This is a genomic window from Paenibacillus tritici, assembly GCF_018207515.1.
Lineage (GTDB): Bacteria > Bacillota > Bacilli > Paenibacillales > Paenibacillaceae > Paenibacillus_AQ > Paenibacillus_AQ tritici.
Window position 1 is genome coordinate 6,250,535 of the sequence record NZ_CP073365.1, and the last position, 17,591, is coordinate 6,268,125.

General features: G+C 50.7%; 14 protein-coding genes. 1 reads left to right on the forward strand and 13 read right to left on the reverse strand.

Features of this window, described 5'->3' with window-relative positions; translation table 11 throughout:
- The 13 genes from KDC22_RS26745 to lonB all read right to left on the reverse strand — a co-directional run bounded on the left by KDC22_RS26745 (position 1) and on the right by lonB (position 15,908).
- Positions 1-852 carry an NAD-dependent epimerase/dehydratase family protein gene (locus KDC22_RS26745; protein ID WP_211720945.1) on the reverse strand — a complete coding sequence of 284 codons (852 nt, stop codon included), beginning with the start codon at positions 850-852 and terminating at the stop codon, positions 1-3.
- Positions 853-1,482: a sugar transferase gene (locus KDC22_RS26750; RefSeq protein ID WP_211720946.1), complete on the reverse strand. Its 630-nt coding sequence runs from the start codon at positions 1,480-1,482 to the stop codon at positions 853-855.
- A 105-nt stretch (positions 1,483-1,587) separates the two neighbouring features.
- Complete coding sequence (locus tag KDC22_RS26755) at positions 1,588-2,658, reverse strand: copper amine oxidase N-terminal domain-containing protein (protein ID WP_211720947.1); 1,071 nt, start codon at positions 2,656-2,658, stop codon at positions 1,588-1,590.
- 3 nt (positions 2,659-2,661) lie between these two features.
- Positions 2,662-3,351, reverse strand: a complete 690-nt coding sequence (locus KDC22_RS26760) for a RodZ family helix-turn-helix domain-containing protein (protein ID WP_211720948.1) — start codon at positions 3,349-3,351, stop codon at positions 2,662-2,664.
- Positions 3,352-3,374: 23 nt separating this feature from the next.
- Positions 3,375-5,207, reverse strand: coding sequence for a polysaccharide biosynthesis protein (locus KDC22_RS26765; RefSeq protein WP_173132162.1), 1,833 nt, complete (start codon positions 5,205-5,207; stop codon positions 3,375-3,377).
- A gap of 39 nt (positions 5,208-5,246) precedes the next feature.
- Entirely contained in the window at positions 5,247-5,933 is a 687-nt protein-coding gene (locus tag KDC22_RS26770) for a CpsD/CapB family tyrosine-protein kinase (protein WP_211720949.1), read from the reverse strand.
- Positions 5,914-6,693, reverse strand: a complete 780-nt coding sequence (locus KDC22_RS26775) for a YveK family protein (protein WP_173132156.1) — start codon at positions 6,691-6,693, stop codon at positions 5,914-5,916. Before KDC22_RS26775 ends, KDC22_RS26770 begins: the two co-directional genes overlap by 20 nt.
- A gap of 129 nt (positions 6,694-6,822) precedes the next feature.
- Positions 6,823-8,847 carry an S-layer homology domain-containing protein gene (locus KDC22_RS26780; protein WP_211720951.1) on the reverse strand — a complete coding sequence of 675 codons (2,025 nt, stop codon included), beginning with the start codon at positions 8,845-8,847 and terminating at the stop codon, positions 6,823-6,825.
- An 86-nt stretch (positions 8,848-8,933) separates the two neighbouring features.
- A complete protein-coding gene (locus tag KDC22_RS26785; protein WP_211720952.1) occupies positions 8,934-9,716 on the reverse strand; it encodes a tyrosine-protein phosphatase in 783 nt (260 codons plus the stop codon).
- 101 nt (positions 9,717-9,817) lie between these two features.
- Positions 9,818-10,405, reverse strand: coding sequence for a non-ribosomal peptide synthetase module (locus tag KDC22_RS26790; protein ID WP_211720953.1), 588 nt, complete (start codon positions 10,403-10,405; stop codon positions 9,818-9,820).
- A 30-nt stretch (positions 10,406-10,435) separates the two neighbouring features.
- Positions 10,436-11,101, reverse strand: coding sequence for a ribosome biogenesis GTP-binding protein YihA/YsxC (yihA, locus tag KDC22_RS26795; protein ID WP_211720954.1), 666 nt, complete (start codon positions 11,099-11,101; stop codon positions 10,436-10,438).
- 12 nt (positions 11,102-11,113) lie between these two features.
- Positions 11,114-13,501, reverse strand: a complete 2,388-nt coding sequence (gene lon / locus KDC22_RS26800) for an endopeptidase La (RefSeq protein WP_211720955.1) — start codon at positions 13,499-13,501, stop codon at positions 11,114-11,116.
- Between the two features lie 697 nt (positions 13,502-14,198).
- On the reverse strand, positions 14,199-15,908 hold the full coding sequence (gene lonB / locus KDC22_RS26805) for an ATP-dependent protease LonB (RefSeq protein WP_211720956.1): 1,710 nt from the start codon (positions 15,906-15,908) through the stop codon (positions 14,199-14,201).
- A 188-nt stretch (positions 15,909-16,096) separates the two neighbouring features.
- Here lonB and KDC22_RS26810 point away from each other — a divergent pair, with 188 nt between their 5' ends.
- The gene (locus KDC22_RS26810) at positions 16,097-17,560 is read left to right on the forward strand and encodes a spore germination protein (RefSeq protein WP_173132135.1); all 1,464 of its coding nucleotides are present in this window, start codon (positions 16,097-16,099) and stop codon (positions 17,558-17,560) included.
- Positions 17,561-17,591 lie beyond the last annotated feature (31 nt).

The following is a 17,591-nucleotide window of genomic DNA, read 5'->3' on the forward strand; positions in this document are numbered from 1 at the left end:
TCATTTGCCTCTTTCCGTTAAATAAATAGTTTTTTTGAAGTCTTTTATACTATATTCAAAGATATCAATAGGTTCATATATTAAATTTCCAAACATCTTATTAATTGTCTTGATTTTATTTTTAAAAATTTTTATAAAAAGGTTAAAGAATTTTGTTAATTTCACTTTTTTTCTATTGGCCTCAGCTATTAATCTCACCATTTCACTAGTACTAACATACTCTGCATTTTGCGGAAGGAAGATACCTGAAGCATTAACCTTTACTAAATAAAAGATAAACTCTGAAAGATTATCAATATAAATCATACTTCTTTTATTATCGAAATTAGGAAATGTAGGTAATTTAACAGCCAGTTTTGCTAATTTCGTATAATTCCCTGTACAATCTGCCCCATATACCATTGGAGGCCTCACAATTGCAATCTTGAAATCTGCCGTTTCAAGTTTTTTCAATCCTTCTTCTGCTTGATATTTTGATATCCCATAATAACTTTTAGGCTTGGGGATAGAATCAGAGGTTATTATTCCATCTTCAATTCCATAAACACTCATTGAACTCAAAAAAACAAATTGTTTTACCCCTTGTTTTTTAGCCTTTTCTGCAATACTAATTGTTAAATCACAATTAACAACATTATATAGTTCTGCATTCCGAGCACTCTCCTTCATATGAGCAATACCCGCAACATGCAGCACCACATCATAAACTGAGAAGTCATGCTCTTTCCATGCTTCTCCTCTCACTGACAACTCTTCAACATCGTATTGCTCGGGCCATTGCTTTACCCAGCTCATGAAGCTTGTGCCTACGTAACTCCCCTTGCCTGTAATAAGAATTCTTTTCTTCTCCATTTATAGCGAAGCTCCTTTGGTGTTGGGGGGTGCTTCTGTGCTCACTGCGCCTTCTCTAACCCCATCAGATTTCAGAACACTGAGGATCGTCATGCAAAATACTTTAAAATCAAATCTACCAGAGATTCTCCGTGTGTATTCTCCGTCCAATCTTGCCTTTTCTTCATTCGGTAGTTCATCCCGTCCATTAACCTGCGCCCATCCCGTAAGCCCAGGCTTAATATCATTCGCCCCATACTTATCCCGCTCCGCAATCAAATCATACTGATTCCACAGCGCAGGGCGAGGGCCGACTATGCTCATGTCACCTTTAAGAATATTTATAATCTGAGGAAGCTCGTCCAGGCTTGTCTTCCTGAGGAATTTGCCTACTTTGGTAATGAAGAAATCAGGATCTTGCAGCAAATGTGTAGGCATATCACTTGGTGTATCTGTACGCATCGTTCTGAACTTGAGAATATAGAATTCTTTCTTGTTCCTGCCTAACCGCTTTTGACGAAATAGGACCGGACCTTTAGATGTAGACTTGATTACCAACGCGATAATCAAGAAAAAAGGCCATAACAGGAGCATTCCAATTAGAGCCAGTATGAAATCTAGAATTTGTTTGATGATAATATAAGGCTTCATTCGCTCACCTTGTCCTTAAGATGCTATGGTTTACAGCTACGGTTGAATGGAACGCATCCTACAACTGTAAACCATATTTTTGATATTGAGGCTGTTTCAATACTATTATTTCCCCATACCCTCAGCAATAGCTCTTCCCTTATCTAGCTCAGCCTCAAACGCTGATCTATACTGAGCAATTATAGCTGTACTATAACCATTACTGTTTAGTTTTTGTTCAGCGTCAGCGATTATACTGTTAAATGAGGCTGTAAAAGAGTCTAGCTGCTGTTTCCCTTTGGCCTTGATACTTTGCTTGGTTGCAGCATCTGTAGCGCTCACGTATTCAAAGGCAATTCCAAACAATGTAGATGCACTCTGCGACTGTAGCGCACTCAGCTTCGCTTCCGTCTCACCAGTAATACTCTCATAAGACACTTTACCTGTTCCTGCCCCACCCGCTCCTGAACCGCCTGCTGCTCCACCTGGTTCAGTGGTTGCCGCCGGTGCCGGGGCTGGTGTTGGTGCAGGACTGGCAGATGGACTCGATCCATTGTTAGTTGGTTTCACAGTAGGCGTAGTTGGGTTCTCTTCATAATTCTTAGAGCTCGCAGTGATGGTCATCGTCTTCGGATTCCAGCTAATGGAATTTCCTACAGATTCCGATAAGAATCTTAGGGGCACATAGATGGAACCGTTTAGCAGATAACTGGATTGGCCTTTGGGCAAGGCTTTGTTGCTCCCGTTAAATACATAACTTGCATTCACGTTGTTCAGAGCCAAATTCTTCGCTGCAAAGGAAGGACTGGAGGCAGCATTCATTAAGTATTCCTTAATGACTACCCGCTCAGAGCTGCTTGGCTCCGCTACGGTTACCTTAAGGTTCTTGGCATCCCAGCTTACACTCTTCTGCAGGGCATAGGACATGAACCGCAATGGGACATAGGTCGTGTTGTTGTACATGAACACATATTGTCCTGCCGGCGGCTGCAGTGCTACACCATCGAAGAGCATGGTTACATCGGCATTCTGCACTTTGATCGGATTCGCTGTCTTAACAGCTGCAGTTGTTGCATTTGTTGCAACGGCTACCTGGGTAGCTGCTGAAGCGGATATAGGGGCAGAAGCCGTTAATGGCGAGCAGCCCATTAATGTCACTGTAAGAAGTGCTGCTGCTGGAATTTTCACCTTGAACATGGGTTATTCACTTCCTTTTTCTTGAGCTTTGAGTTGTTCTTCTTCGGCGATGATCTGATCCCGTGTCTTGCCTTGACTGACGCCGTACTTCTTGGCTACTTGTGCGAGTTCGTTATATTGTTCCTCGGTGACCTTACCGAGAATGATACTGCGGGCTTCCCGCTTCTCTTCATTCGTGAGTCCGCCTGAGGCTAACTCTTGCAAACGCTTGATATCTGAGACGCTTAGTTGTCCAGCCACTATGGCTGCAACATTCGCTTTATCTTTCATCGACACATTGGCCTGAACTTCTTTTGCCTTATCTGGTGAAATATGAGCTAACCCATCCACACCTTCTGGTGTCGGAGCAGGAGTGCTTGCAGGCTTGACTGTATGGGCAGGCTTGCCGGTGCTGGCAGTCGCTTGCGCTCCATTAGTTCCATCTAGCTTATTGACAGGGGTACTATCCGGTGTAGCTGCCGTTGCCGGATCAACTGAAGCGGCTGGCTCCGCAGACGGATCACTGTCGGCTACCACAGGGTCAACTACCTGTCCCTGAGGAACGTTGGCAGTATCCTCCGCATTCACATCGAATCCGTCGGCCATGGAATTCATCAGCTTGTCGACCGCATAATTGGCAGCGAACAATCCGCCGACGCCTAGTACCACAATGACGGACAGCGTCCAGATCAATACTTTTTTCCATCTTTTCAATTCAGGTACCTCCGAATCTCTAATTAGCTAATGGCTGCCTGGATGACCGGCTGCATCGGCACGATCTGATTAATGGCTTCACGGATGGATTCTGCATCTTCGGTAACTACCCGCTCTAACCGTTTGAACTCAAGCTCCATTTGGCTCTGGGTGAAGACATTGGGTCTGCCTATGAAAATCCGGTCATGCTGGGTGGAGCTAAGGTTCTCTTCATCTGTCAGCAGTTCTTCATACAGCTTCTCGCCTTCCCGGATCCCCGAGAAGGTAATATTGATATCCTTATAAGGTTCATAACCGGACAGTGTGATCAAGTCCTCGGCAAGCGTCAGGATCTTAACCGGCGCCCCCATATCGAGGACAAATACCTCTCCGCCGCCAGCGAAGGAACCGGACTGGATCACCAGTTGGACGGCTTCGGGAATGGTCATGAAGTAGCGGACCATCTCCGGATGCGTTACAGTGACTGGTCCACCGGCCGCAATCTGCTGCTTGAATGCAGGAATCACACTGCCCCGGCTGCCCAGTACGTTACCGAACCGTACCGCAGAGAACTTGGTAGGACTGGTTACATTGAGACTCTGAACATACATCTCGGCAATACGTTTGGTTGCCCCCATCACACTGGTAGGGTTAACGGCCTTGTCCGAAGAGATCATCACGAAGCGTTCTGCGCCGTATTTGTCTGCACAGTCGGCTACATTGCGTGTTCCGAAGACATTATTCTTAATCGCCTCGGAAGGGTTACGCTCCATCAGGGGAACGTGCTTATGTGCTGCCGCATGAAAGACTACCTGCGGTTTGTGGCTCTGGAATACATCCATCAGCCTTACCCGGTCCTGAACATCGGCAATCACAGTCACGATCTCCAGATACGGGAAGCTCTTGCGCAGCTCCATCTCTATGGTATAGATGCTGTTCTCCCCGTGTCCAAGGATCAGCAGCTTGTCCGGTGCAAAGGGAGCGATCTGGCGGCATAACTCTGATCCGATAGAACCGCCCGCTCCTGTAATGAGCACGGTCTTGTTATGAACATAACCCAGGATACTGTTCATGTCCGCTACAATCGGTTCACGGCCGAGCAGATCCTCTACGCTGACATCCCGCAGCTTCTTGACGGAGATCTTGCCTGCAATGAGATCATTCAGGGCCGGGATAATCTTCAGCTTCGCGCCTGTGGCTTTGGACAGATTAATAATCTCGGATATCTCTGTTCTGGAGACGGAAGGCATGGCAATAATGATCTCATGAATCTCTTGTTCCTTCACGATCCGCGGTATGTCGTAGCGGTTGCCCAGCACCGGAACGCCCATGATGGACATGTGATACTTATCTGCGCTGTCATCGACGAACCCGACCAGCCGGGTATGCGCGAAGGAAGGTCCCATCATCTCTCTGGCAATCAGAATTCCGCAATCTCCGGCTCCCACAATAAGTGTATGAATCTCCGTATGCTTATTGTTGCTCCGGTCATTACGGAAGACTCGCCAGAAGAATCGGGCGCCCCCGACCAGGAGCAGGATGGTCTCCATGGACCGTACTTCTATACTGAACGGCACACGCTGGGGCAGAATTACAAACGCGGCAGCATATGCTATTACGGAGCCTACTATAATCGCCTTAAGCACGGATATAATCTCGCCGATACTGGCATATTGCCACATTCTGCGGTACAGCCCGAAATATACCAGGCTTCCTCCGATAGCCACGGTTGAGATCATCCCGAAGACTATCATCTGCACTATGTATTCCGGCGGAATAGAATTATAGAACCGGAACAGGTAAGACGTTATGATACTGAACCATATGATCGCAATATCTATCATGAATAATACTAATACTCTGGTTTTTGCTGTCATTTTCAGTGCCTCCAAAAACAACAATTTTCAATTTAAAACTCAATTGCCATAATAATAATAGTAGTAGCCTTCACTGGCTTTACGCTTCACATTGTTGAGTACCACACCCAGCATCTTCGCACCTACCCGGTCCAGACTGGCCTTCGCCTTGGCGGCGATATCCCGCTTCACCTTGCCATAGCTGACAACCATAATTACGCCATCGCTCTTGGAGGCAACAATCTGCGCATCTGTAACTGCGAGCAGTGGCGGTGTATCAATCAGGATCACATCATATAGCTGGCGAAGCTCCTGCAGCACCGCACTCATCCGGTTGGAGGCCATCATCTCAGCCGGGTTCGGCGGAATGGGGCCGGATGTCATCAGCGACAGATTGTTCACTCCCGATTCTTGAACTACTTCGGACAGATCTGCTTGCTGGGAGAGCAGTGAGGACAATCCATACCGGTTACTGAGTGAAAAAGTCTTATGCGCTGTAGGCTTGCGCAAGTCTCCGTCGATTAGCAGCACCTTCTTATCCGCTTGCGCATACGCAGCGGCCAGGTTAGCGGTAACCGTTGACTTGCCTTCCTCCGGTCCGGAAGAAGTGACCATAATGATCTGAATCTGTTCATCTACAGAGGAGAAATCAATGTTCGTGCGCAGTGCCCGAAAAGCCTCAGATACAGGCGAACGCGGGTTGGTCACGGTGATCAGATGGCGTTGTTTATTTGGCTGCTGTGACATGTTCGAGTTCTCCCGCCTTTCTGCTCTGTGTCTGTGCCTGCTGCTGCTCTGTGGTCTTCATTTCTTCCTGGCCCAGCCGGGTAATCATCGCAATGGTTGGCAGTCCAAGGTATTTTTTGATATCATCTTCGGTCTTCAGCGTATCATCCAGATACTCCAGCAAGAAGGCAATTCCAAGGCCGATCATGAGGGATACGATAAAAGCGATAGCGAGGTTCATCACCACATTAGGTTCTACCGGTCCCGGTTCAACTGGCGGATTCAGCTTGGCTTCATTGAGGATGGATACATTCTGCACATTGAACAGGGAAGGAATCTCCTGCTTGAACACAAGGGATATGGCATTCACGATCTCTGCGGCTCTCTGGTACGAATTATCTCGAACGACAAGTGTCATCACCTGCGTATTATTTACCGAACTCACATTAACCTTCTTGAGCATCTCCTCCGCAGTAATACCAAACTGAGGGTAGTTCTTGGCCACAACGTCGAGGATAGCCGGTGTCTTGATAATTTCCTTGTACGTATTGATAAGCTGAATGTTGGTATTGATCTGATTCAGATCCAGCTGTCCTACCGAAGCTTGCGTAGGCGTCTGATTCACAATAATCTTCGTTGAAGCTTCATAGACCGGATTCTTGATATATAAGCTGTAGATCCCGGCAAGAATACAGGCCACGATAACAATGCTGACAATCATCCACAGTCTCTTCCTGACAATCTGGAAATAATCGCGCAGATCCAATTCTTGTGCTGACAAGTGCATTTCCCTCCAAGCTGTAAATTCTTATATTTCCCAAGTTATCGTGTGCAACATATAAATTATTCTATTTCAAAAAAGTGCCCCCTCTCTAACGGACGAGAGGAGGCTCTCCATAATACTATTTACTTACTTGAAGTTGATGGTACGGTAGATAATTACTGCAGCTTCAGCACGTGTAGCTGTGTTATTAGGGCTAAACTTGCCGGCGTTGCCGATAACCAGGTTATTGCTGGCAGCGAAGGCTACTCCGTCTTTCAGGGAAGCAGCGATCTTGCCTGCATCGGAGAACTGGCTCAGTGCGCTAACACTTGTAGTTGTTGCAGGATTGATCGACTTCACCGCACGGGAGATCATCGTCGCCATTTCTGCACGGGTAATCGTTGCATTCGGATCGAACTTCGCTGCACTGCGTCCGGTGATGATTCCCTTCTCAGCAGCAACCGCTACGTAAGGAGCATACCAGGCTGTGGAGCTTACATCGCCGAAGCTCTGCTTCGCGGAGTTGTTCTCCAGGTTCAGTGCGCGAATCAGCATTTTGGCGAATTCTGCACGGGTCACATTACTCTTCGGAGCAAAGTTGCCGTTGCCTACGCCTTCAATAGCACCCTTAGCTGCTACAACCGAGATCTGTCTTCCAGCCCAGGCTTGAACACTTGCAACATCCTTGAAGCTTACTTTGTTCTCCAGTACAGCATAAGAGGAGAAGGTATCACGCGGTTCTACGATATGCTCACCGTCTAGAACACCACCCTGGAATTGCAGTGCACCGTATACAACCTTCGCAACGGACAGCAGCTCTTTGTCAAGACCTTCTGTATTCTTAAGCGGCAGCTTAATGATGATTGGCTGCTTGAAGGTTGTTGTTGCAACGCCGCCTACAGTCAGATCAAATTCATATACGCTGGATGCCAGCTTCAGGCTGGAGATCGAGCTTACGGTTGTATCCGCTACGGTGGAAGCAGTCAGTGTAATAGCTTCACTGAATTGTCCTACCGGAATGGTTACTGTCAAGCCGTTGAAGGTAATGGCAATGTTGGCAATGCCTTTAGCCTTGGCTGCTTCGATGATTGCTTTGGACAATGGTACTTCTACCGTTGCAGCATTCACCGTACCCAGGTTCAGCGTAAGCGTAAGACCTGTCTTACCGGCATTGGCAGCAACCAGTGCATCGAACGCCTTCAATACATCAGCATCTACCAGCTTCAGGGTTGCTTTGTTGCCAACAATCGTTACCAGCTTGGATACATCATACAGGCCTGGTGTCGCAGTAGGGTTGGTAACCGGAGTTGTTACTGTGCCGTTACCGCCGCTAGGGTTGCTAGGTCCAGGGTTTTCAGGGTTAGGAGTTACAGGCTCGTTAATGTAAGCTCTCACATAAGCTAGAGCAAGAGCCTTCACTGCTGGCGCGGCTGTTGGAATTGTATCCTTCAGGTTCTTGAGACTGAGCTTAATATCTCCAGGAGTAATGTTAAGGTTGTACACTACCTGGCTAACGGTCAGACCGCCTTCAACTGTGTGGTGATTCAGAACCTTAGTAACGGCTTCATCCAGCAATGTATTCAGAGCCTCATCAGTGCTGGAAGCATTAGCGATCAGGTTCAACAACTCATTTGTGGACTTATTGCTGATCATTGCACGAAGTTCAGCTTCAACGCCTTTGTCGCCGAACAGGAATTCATTGAAATCGTCAGCTGTAAGATTCTTTACGCCAGCCTTATCTGCAATCTTCTTCAGCAAGTCCACATTCTTCACATCATAGCGGATAGCCTTGATTGCGGTGTAATCCTTGTCATACACATCATAGACTACACTGGATACGCTCTTGAAAGCTTCATGGGCAGTTGCAAGATCATCAGCTTCTAAGGCAAGCTTGGAAAGTACTGGTTGGAAAATCTGTTCGAAAATTTCAGCGCTGATATTGCCTGCTTCCTTCTCATAAGCAAGAAGTGCTTGTCTCTCAGTCTCTGTAAGCTGAGCATAAATCTTCTCAACCTTCGCCTTCACACCTGCATTAGTTACTGCTGCTGCGGAAGCTGTACTCACTCCAAAATGTTCAGCCAGCCCCTTGCTGCTGAACGGGAATCCGGCAACGGATGCCGCTGCCATACTTACTGCTAGTGTAGATACTGCCATTTTTTTCTTCAAACTCACTTGTCATCCACCTCTTAATATGTATTTGTATTAATAATAGTGCAAGAATCCAGTAATAACCATTCTACCATTAAAGGATAGGAAGGTCACCCCTTACGAGAGAAAATTCCGAACAATCTATGACGTTTGTTGTAAGATTGAACAGGATTAGCTCGAATAGCCTCCTCATTTTTAATGATTTTGCGCGAATTTTGTTGAAAAAAGTCGAATGACTCACTGCCTAATTCCCGCTTCACCACACCATAGGCTTCGCTTAATCCAAAGGGACGGTGCAGTTGGTCATGCGCATCGGATGCAATAATATGCACGGCCTGCCGTCTGCACAGCTCGAGTGACAGCTTCTGAAGCTTGCTCCCGAAGGTACCGGCTACGCTCTGCGCTGTCAATTGTCCTAACGCGCCAAGCTCGATTAACCGCACCAGTCTGGAAGGGTCCTCGGCAACCTCTGCGTTGCGCTCCGGATGGGCGATGACTGGAACATAACCTTGAATGATCAGTTCATGGCAGGTCTCCTCCATACTGCGGGGCACCCGCGAGGAGGGCATCTCCAGCAGAATGTACCGGGACCCGGCCAGACTCAGCAGTTCTCCCTGCTCCAGGTCATCCAGCAGATCTCCGTAGATACGGATCTCCTGGCCCGGCAGCACGAGCAGCGGATTGCCTGCCTCCTGGAGCTTCGCGTTCAGCACCCGCACTGACTCCTCAATCTCTCTCGCCGGATTCATATAGACTCCGTTCGCATGGTGGGGGGTAGCTACTACAGTCGAAATCCCATCATTATGGGCGTCTTGCGCCATGGCGAGAGCGGCGTCATAATCGGTGGCTCCGTCATCCATGAAGGGTAGAATATGGCTATGGATATCTATCATATGTTGTTTATCGGTCCTTTCGTAGAGGATATGTATAGTTTTCGCAAAAAAATACAACCATTTCGCTAGGAAATGATTGCTAATTTTTAAAATAATTATCTTCAAGCTTCCAATCGGAACAGCCGGTGAGCCGCCTCTGCAAGCCTCTCATCTACTTCCCGGATCACTGCTTCCTGCTGACAACGGTTGCGGGTATCGAGCAGATTATTAATCTCTTGACGGATCTGCGCGATCTCGCGTTCTACCGTCTGCAGCTTAAAAACAGATGCCATCTCCGCCAAGGAATATTTATGCTGATAGATCAGCTTGGTACCGCCGGGCCTCACTTCCGAGATCCGGCGTACCGAGCCTCCCTCATAGTAATACATCATCGTTAGATCCTTATAAATGCGGTTTACGGTTCCTGTGCCTTTGTACGTGAAGAATAACTTGCGGACTGCATTAATCAGATGAGGATTCACTACCCTGCAGGACAAGGAACCAATATAGACGCCGCCTCTGCGTTCAAAAGACAGATGGACCTCCTCGCCCCCGGCCTCCTCCAGCACAATCTCCTGTTCCCCCGCGCCAAGTACCTTCACGCGGTGACTGATATAGCTGGTGTCGGCTGTAAGCAAAAACTGGTTCAGCTGAAATTCGGTCATTTGCATCGTTGCATTCACATATTCCATAGCCAGACGCTGAGCCATAAACATCCCTCAATTCTTAATGACAAACCCTTAAGTCTCAGAAGACTCTTCGTGCTGCGGTTCATCCCCGGAATCCCGATCATCCGGTTCTGCCGGAAGCTCTTCTTCGGTGGATAGAGTATGTCTATCTATAAGTTCCCATAATTCGTCTTTGCCAAGTCCAATCTCTGATGAATAAGCAATGAAGCTATCCCCCGGCAGCACACCGAGCTCCTGCTTCATCACCTTGATATGCTTCGGCCAGCGGGTCTTCGGAATTTTGTCCGCCTTGGTTGCCACTACACAGAGCGGCAGATCGTAGTGCTTCAGCCAGTCAAACATCATTTTGTCATTGGCAGTCGGCGGGTGGCGCAGATCTACGACAAGCAGAACCATCTTCAGCGTCTCGCGCTCCGCCATATACTTCTCAACCATCTTGCCCCAGGAGGCGCGCTGCGTCTTCGAGACCTTGGCATAGCCATAACCCGGGAAGTCAACGAAATACATGCTCTCATTCACCCGGTAATAGTTCATATGCTGGGTCTTCCCCGGTGTAGAACTGGTGCGGGCAAGGTTCTTGCGGTTAATCATCCGGTTGATCAGAGAAGACTTTCCTACATTGGAGCGCCCTGCCAGAGCAATCTCCGGCAAGGCATCCACTGGATACTGATCAGGACCTACGGCACTGATCACAAATTCGGCGTTATTAACTTTCATAAGACTTCCTTTCTAATGCACACTACTGGGCGCTTCAATGCTTATTTCTGTATCTGACTCTGTGTCCCTGCCCTCAACCTGATCCACCAGCGCGTGCTTCAGTACCTGATCCATATGGGATACCGGCACGAACTCCACATCATTACGCACACTCTCAGGAATATCCTTGAGGTCACGTTCGTTGTCCTTCGGCATGAGAATCTTCTTATAGCCTGCACGGTGGGCTGCCAGCGACTTCTCCTTAAGCCCCCCGATCGGCAATACGCGTCCGCGCAGCGTAATCTCGCCCGTCATCGCTACATGCTTGGAGACATAACGTTTGGTGAGCGCCGAGATCAGCGCTGTGGCAATGGTAATCCCTGCGGACGGTCCGTCCTTGGGAATCGCCCCTTCGGGAATATGAATGTGAATATCGTTCTTCTCGTGGAAGTCCGGTGCGAGCCCCAGCTCCTCCGCCTTCGAGCGGGTGTAGCTGAAGGCGGCCTGCGCCGATTCCTTCATCACATCGCCCAGTTGTCCGGTCAGCGTAAGCTTGCCGGTGCCCTGGACAACAGTCACTTCAATCAGCAGCGTATCGCCGCCAACCTCGGTCCAGGCCAGCCCGGTAACGGTGCCGATCTGATCCTCCAGCTCTGCCATTCCATAGCGGAACTTGGAGGCTCCGAGATAATCCTTGATCTCTTCCGGAAGGATGCTCACGCGTTCCTTCTCTTCCGAGACAATCTGCTTCGCAGCCTTACGGCAGAGGGCCGCAATCTGCTGCTCCAGATTCCGCACCCCGGATTCGCGGGTGTACTCGCGGACAATCTTCAGCAGCGTGTCATCTCCGATGGAGAGCTGCTCCTCCTCCAGACCGTGGCTCTTGCGCTGCTTCGGCAGCAGATAACGGCTGGCAATCTGCAGCTTCTCTAGCTCCGTATACCCCGGAATGAACAGCATCTCCATACGGTCCAATAGCGGACGCGGAATGTTGTGCACGGCATTCGCCGTAGTGACGAACATGACGTTCGACAGATCGAACGGCAGCTCTACGAAGTGATCGCTGAACGTATTGTTCTGTTCAGGGTCCAGCACCTCCAGCAGGGCCGCCGACGGATCGCCGCGGAAGTCCGCTGCCATCTTGTCGATCTCATCCAGCAGGAAGACCGGATTGACGCTGCCGGCTGTCTTCATCCCCTGGATAATCCGTCCCGGCATCGCACCGACATACGTACGGCGGTGGCCCCGGATCTCGGCTTCATCCCGCACGCCGCCCAGCGAGATGCGGACGAACTTGCGGTTCAGGGAGCGGGCAATGGAGCGGGCGAGTGAGGTTTTGCCGACGCCCGGAGGACCTACCAGACACAGAATCGGTCCCTTCAGACCTTTGACCAGCTTCTGTACAGCCAGGTATTCCAGCACACGTTCCTTCGGCTTCTCCAGACCATAGTGGTCGGCATCCAGCACCTCTTCGGCCTTGCGGATATCCAGATCATCTTCCGTGGCTTCGCTCCAGGGCAGACTCAGCAGCCAATCCACATAGTTGCGGATCACACTGCCTTCGGCCGAGCTTGCCGGCATTTTCTCCAGACGGTCGATTTCCTTCTCAATCTTCTCCTGCACCCGTTCCGGCAGGTTCTTCTCTTCCATCTGGGCGCGCAGCTCGTCGGCTTCACCGGCCCGGCCTTCCTTCTCGCCAAGCTCCTTCTGGATCGCTTTCATCTGTTCACGCAGGTAATATTCCTTCTGGGTCTTCTCCATCTGCTTCTTCACGCGCTGGCTGATCTTGCGTTCCAGCTCCAGCACTTCACGCTCATTATTGAGAATATCGAGCAGCTTCTCCAGACGTTTGCTGACGTCAATGGTCTCCAGAATCTCCTGTTTGTCCTTAATCTTCAGCGCCAGATGACTGGTGATGACATCTGCCAGCCGCCCAGGCTCCTCAATATCGGAGACCGCAGCGAGCGTCTCTGGCGTTACTTTCTTGGATAAGGTGATGTAGTGTTCGAACTGGCTCAGGACGCTGCGCATCAGGGCATCGCTCTCCTGGTCCACATCCTCCTGCTCCGGCAGCTCACGCGCCATCACCTCATAATACTCCTCGTTATCCGTATAATGAATAATCTCGGCACGCTCTACGCCTTCCACCAGCACACGGATCGTGCCGTTGGGAAGCTTCAGCATCTGCCGCACATTCGCAACTGTACCGACGCGGAAAATATCCTCTTGCCCCGGCTCCTCAATATTCACTTCCGACTGGGAGCAGAGGAGAATCAGGTTATCTTCAACCATAGCTTTTTCTAATGCCCGGACGGACTTCTCACGGCCTACATCCAGATGCAGAACCATACTGGGATATACAAGAAGACCTCTAAGCGGTAATAAAGGAAAACGACGACCTTTGGATTTGCTTTGTATCATCGCTTTCGCACCTCCCATGGTTCATAAGTAGTGTCATATGCATTCATTCTAACAAAAGCGGCATCAAAACACCAACAACCCTTGAATGCTGCTGGTGTTATGGGCATAGTCGCCCATTAGTATTCGCTGAACTTCAGTGCACTATGCCGTTTCCCGGTCTCCGGGAATGAATTAACGGATAACAAGCAGAAACGACTTCGCCGTCCTCTTAAAGGACGGCGTTCGTTTCAGCGAGAAATAAGTTATCGTGTGCAACATATAAATTCTTCTATTTAAACAAAGAACGCCCCCATGGACGTTCTCCAAAATGATGCACACTGTTCTGATAATTATATCATTTCTTATGACCGAATGTCAGACCTTCAGCAAGCAAGTGGAAAAACGTATCTTAATTTACCCGTTCCTGAGGGATGGACGGAAGCAAGTGGAAAAACAGCATCTAATATTGTGGGTTTTAGCAACTGGGGAGGAAACGGGTGAATTTAAGTGCTGTTTGTCCAACTGCTGTTGTGCCAAGGAGCATTCGTCCATCAGTAAGTGGAGAATATCCAACTACCTCCGGTCCTCACAACATCCGGGCTTATTCCGTTCGTCCTCACATCTCAGCGAGAAATAGAAGGATAAGTTACAGCAAAAAGAAGCCCCCGCAGAGATTCCGGAGGGGCTTCCCTTCATGTAAACAATGTTCAGCCGTCCGCTAGCCCGGCAGACTCTCCCCCGAAGCATCCGCCTTCAGCAGCGAAGGCGATGAAGAGAACGTCTCGCCGGACACAGCAGGCATTCTAACGTCCGCCGTGTCCGCGCCGAACAGATGGCGGAAGACTTCTTCGACGGTGTCCACCGGAATGACCCGGAGTGCTCCCAGGTCGGCGAACAGCGACTGCCAATTCTCCTTAGGGATCAGCACAGTGGTTGCTCCGGCCTGGAAGGCAGCCTCCACCTTGGCGACCACGCCGCCGACCGGCTTCACCCGGCCGTGGATGCCGATCTCCCCGGTAATGGCTACCGTGTTATCTACCGGCAGCTGCCGGATGGCGGAGACGATAGCCACCGCCATGGCAACCCCGGCGGACGGACCGTCAATCGGAGTTCCGCCGGGGAAGTTGATATGCAGATCATACCGGTCCGGCTCCAGCTTCATGGTGCGCAGGACGGTCAGCACATTCTCTATCGAACCTCTGGCCATGCTCTTGCGCCGGACCGTCCGCGAGCCTCCCCGGGTCTCTTCTTCATCGACCACGCCGGTGATATTGAGTCTGCCCGGCCCGTTAACAGCAGGCGCGGCTGAGACTTCGATCTCAAGCAGGGTACCCATACCCGGCCCATAGACCGCAAGCCCGTTCACCAGCCCGATCTGCGGTGCGGAAGGAATCTTGCGCTCCGTCCGCAGCGGCAGCTGGCTGCTGCTGGCAACCCACTCCACTTCGGCAGCGCTCAGGGTATCCCGGCCTTCGGTCAGCGCCAGACCCGCGGCCAGCTGAATCATATTCACCGCCTCGCGGCCGTTCGTGGCATATTGCTGCACGACCTCTACCGCTTCCGGGCTTGGCTTCAGTCCGATCTTCTGGACGGCATCCCGTCCGATGACCGCAATCTCCTCCGGCAGCAGCGGACGGAAATAAATCTCCATGCAGCGCGAACGCAGCGCAGGCGAGAGCTCGTCCGGCGACCGTGTAGTGGCTCCGACCAGCCGGAAATCGGCAGGCAGGCCATTCTGAAAAATATCATGGATATACGCAGGCGTATTGTTATCCTCAGAATTGTAATAGGCGCTCTCGAGCAGCACCTTGCGGTCCTCCAGCACCTTCAGCAGCTTATTCATCTGAATCGGATGCAGCTCGCCGATCTCATCGAGGAACAGAATGCCGCCATGCGCCTTGGTTACTGCTCCCGGCTTCGGCTGCGGAACCCCGGCCACCCCCATGGCCCCCGCACCCTGATAGATCGGATCATGCACAGAGCCGATCAGCGGATCGGCAATCCCGCGCTCATCAAAGCGCGCCGTAGTGGCATCAATCTCTGTGAACTTGGCATCGCGCTTGAACGGGGAGAGCGCGTTCTTCTTCGCCTCCTCCATGACGACACGCGCAGCGGCCGTCTTGCCCACACCGGGCGGTCCGTAGATGATGACATGCTGCGGATTGCTACTACAAAGCGCGGCCTTCAGAGCGCGCAGCCCGTCCTTCTGTCCGACGATATCGTCGATGGAGGCCGGACGCGTCTTCTCCGAGAGCGGCTTGGTCAGTGAGATCATCCGCATTTTGCGCAGCTTATCCAGCTCCTTGCGTGATTCCCGGTCCACCGCTGTCTTATTGGTCTTCTGTCCCCGCAGCAGATTCCAAAAATAAACGCCGATGACCAGCGCGAAAAAAAGCTGCACGACCATCAGCAATATACTTAGTTCCATAGGTCACCCTCCTGTATCCTTCCGACTATCTATCCTGTATTCAACTACTACTAGGTAGTATAGCCGTTTCACTCATTAGTAAACGCCTGCGCCAAAAAAACAGAGCCAGCGCCGGCCTCACGCCCCCTCTATTGCATACGATTCTCACAATCGGAAAGACTATACGGAACAACAGGAGGCGAATGCACATGACACCACTTGAACAGACACCATCGCCGCAAGAGAACCTGCCGGAATCTCTGTCCTCCATGATTGAGGGAATACAAGCCCGCATGGGCAAAAGTGCAGATATCATCTACCGGTTCATCTCTCTGGGCCCGTTGTCCGCTGTCATTATATTTATTGAAGGACTGTCGGAGCCGCAGGAGTTGATCAAGGCCATCCATAAGGATGCCAATCTGTTCCATGAAATAGACGAGTTCCATCCGCAGACCTGCCTTAAGCTGCTGCAGGAACGGACACTTACCCTCGGCAAGGTGGGGGAGATCTGCAACTATACAGAAGCCGAGAATGAACTTCTGTCCGGCAACACCATTGTCTTCATTGAAGGAAGCAGGGTGGCGCTGTCTGCCGGAACAGAAGCGCTGAAGCAGCGTGGGGTGGAAGATGCCGTATCTCAATCCGTGGTGCGGGGACCGCGTGAAGGCTTCACGGAATCCCTGCGGGAGAACACCGCTCTGATCCGCCGGAGAATCCATAACCCGAAGCTGCGCATTGAAGAGCGGAGGCTCGGTGAGCAGACACATACCAATATAGCTGTGATGTATATCGAAGGCAATGCCGACCCCATCGTCTTGCAGGAGCTGCGCAACCGGCTGGATAAGGCCAGACTGGACAGCGTGCTGGAGAGCAATTACATCGAGGAGGTCATTCAGGATAAGCACTACAGTCCTTTTCCTACCGTCTATAATACAGAGCGTCCCGATGTTACAGCTTCGGCACTGCTGGAAGGGCGGATCGCTATTCTCACCGAAGGCACTCCGTTCGTACTCGTAGTTCCTGCGCTGCTGGTCCAGTTCTTCCAGTCCAGCGAGGATTATTATCAGCGGAGCGACTTTGCCAGTCTGGTGCGGCTGCTCCGGTACTTCTGCTTCGCGGTTGCGCTGCTGACTCCTTCCTTCTATATCGCGATCACTACTTTTCATCAGGAGATGATTCCGACCACTCTGCTGATCAGTCTGATCGGACAGCGCGAGGGCATTCCCTTTCCGGCTTTCCTTGAAGCGTTCATCATGGAGATTACGTTCGAGGTTCTCCGTGAGGCCGGTATCCGGCTGCCCAAGTCGATTGGCCAGTCCGTATCCATCGTCGGAACGCTGGTTATTGGCCAGGCTGCCGTCGATGCCGGACTGGTCTCAGCCGCCATGGTCATCGTAGTGTCCATCACAGCCATTGCCAATTTCGCACTGCCTGCCTTCAATGTCGGAATCTCTGTGCGGATGCTGCGGTTTGTGCTGATGGCGATTGCCGCTTCCTTCGGCCTATACGGGATGATTATTGCGATGATTATGCTGGGTCTGCATCTGTGCAGCCTGGACTCGGTGGGCGTTCCTTACATGACCTCCTTGGCACCTATGCGCTGGCAGAGCCAGAAGGATACCTTCATCCGCGTCTCTCGGCGCGGGATGAAGAAGTATTTCGGACGCAATTAGGGGAAAGCCGTGAATCCATAATGAAAGGAAT